General features: G+C 70.3%; 2 protein-coding genes and 1 pseudogene. All 3 read left to right on the top strand.

What is annotated here, in order from left to right; translation table 11 throughout:
- Positions 1-112: pseudogene (locus AX737_RS36315) on the top strand (four-helix bundle copper-binding protein); the annotation flags it as partial.
- Positions 113-167: 55 nt separating this feature from the next.
- Complete coding sequence (locus tag AX737_RS23775; protein ID WP_009865581.1) at positions 168-647, top strand: DUF305 domain-containing protein; 480 nt, start codon at positions 168-170, stop codon at positions 645-647.
- 67 nt (positions 648-714) lie between these two features.
- Positions 715-1,894: YHS domain-containing protein (locus tag AX737_RS23770; RefSeq protein WP_156453923.1), on the top strand; the 1,180-nt coding region annotated here is incomplete at its 3' end.

Below are 1,894 nucleotides of genomic sequence, written 5' to 3'. Positions count from 1 at the left end.
CGCCGACGTCTGCGAGGACTGCGCCCGCAGCTGCGAGCAGGTCGGCGACATGCAGCAATGCGTCGAGCAGTGCCGCCGCTGCGCCGAGAGCTGCCGGAAGATGGCCGCCTGATGGATCCGGGGCGGCCGACCGGGCCGCTCCTCACCCCCAACGAGAGAAGGCAATCATGCTTGTTCGTACCCTGATTCTCGCCGCGGCCCTGGCGCTCCCGGGCGCCGGGATGGCTCTCGCGGCCGACCACGACCATGGCTCGATGCAGTCCGCCGTGAAGCTGCCGGAGGCCTGCAAGGCGGCCACCGCCGGCAAGGACGCCATGATGAAGGACATGCAGGGGCACATGTCCCAGGCCATGCAGGGCATGGGCGGCCAGATGACCGAGACCCAGAAGGGTCTCCAGCAGGCCATGATGTCGATGAACGGCCCGATGATGCAGGGGATGATGGCGGGCGACCCCGACGTCGCCTGGATCTGCGCGATGATCCCGCACCACCAAGGCGCCATCGACATGGCCCGCGCCGGGCTGAAGGGCGCCGACAACGCCGAGAGCAAGCGCCTCGCCGAAAAGACAATCGAGGAGCAGGAGAAGAGCATCAAGGAGCTCGTCGCCTGGCTCGACAAGAACGCCAAGACGGAAGGCAACCAGTAAGCCGCCGGCTGTCGTCGGGTCGCTTGCGGCCCGGCGGCGCCCGCTCGGCCATGCGGAAGGAGCGGTCATGAGCGACGCGCCACAGGGACACGATCCTGCCCCAGGAGGCCACGGCCATGCCGAGCACGGGCACGCACACGGCCACGACCACGGCCACCATGCCGGCGTCACGGAGAGCGAGGACGGCGCCTTCCGCGTGAAGGACCCGGTCTGCGGGATGATGGTCGACCCGCATGCGACGAAGCACCGGGCCGAGCACGACGGGCACCCCTACTACTTCTGCTCGAACGGCTGCCGGACCAAGTTCGAGGCCGACCCGGTCCGCTACGTCGACCCCGGCCGGGCCGCGAAGAAGGCCGACCCGGTGCCCGAGGGCACGATCTACACCTGCCCGATGCACCCCGAGATCCGGCAGCTCGGCCCAGGGGCGTGTCCGATCTGCGGCATGGCCTTGGAGCCGGTGCTGGTCGGCGCCGACAAGGGTCCGAGCGAGGAACTCGTCGACATGACCCGGCGGTTCTGGATCGGGCTCACGCTGACCCTGCCGGTGTTCGCGCTGGAGATGGGCGGCCACCTGACTGGCCTGCTCGACCTCCTCGGCCAGCAGAATTCGAACTGGGTCCAGTTCGTCCTCGCGACCCCGGTCGTGCTCTGGGGAGGCTGGCCGTTCTTCGTGCGCGCCTGGGCGTCGGTGCGCAGCCGCAACCTCAACATGTTCACCCTGATCGCGATGGGCACCGGGGTGGCCTGGGCCTACAGCGTCGTCGCCACCGTTGCGCCCGGACTCTTCCCGCAGGCGCTGCGCGGTCACGGCGGGGCGGTGCCGGCCTACTTCGAGGCGGCCGCGGTCATCACGGTGCTGGTGCTCCTCGGGCAGGTCCTGGAGCTCCGGGCCCGCGAGAGCACGGGCGGGGCGCTCCGCGCGCTGCTCGACCTCGCGCCGAAGACGGCCCGCCGCATCCGGCCCGACGGGACGGACGAGGAGGTGCAACTTGACGCCATCGGCGTTGGCGACCGCCTTCGCGTCCGCCCCGGCGAAAAGGTGCCGGTCGACGGTGCCGTCGTGGAGGGCCGCAGCTCCGTCGACGAGAGCCTCGTGACCGGGGAATCGATGCCCGTCACCAAGGAGGTCGGCACCTCCGTCATCGGCGGCAGCCTCAATCAGTCCGGCGCCCTCGTCATCGAGGCGACCAAGGTCGGGCGCGACACCATGCTGGCCCGCATCGTCCAGATGGTGGCCGAGGCCC

This window comes from Methylobacterium sp. CCH5-D2, assembly GCF_001556475.1.
GTDB lineage: Bacteria > Pseudomonadota > Alphaproteobacteria > Rhizobiales > Beijerinckiaceae > Methylobacterium > Methylobacterium hispanicum.
This window is presented reverse-complemented; position numbering and strand designations above follow the sequence as displayed.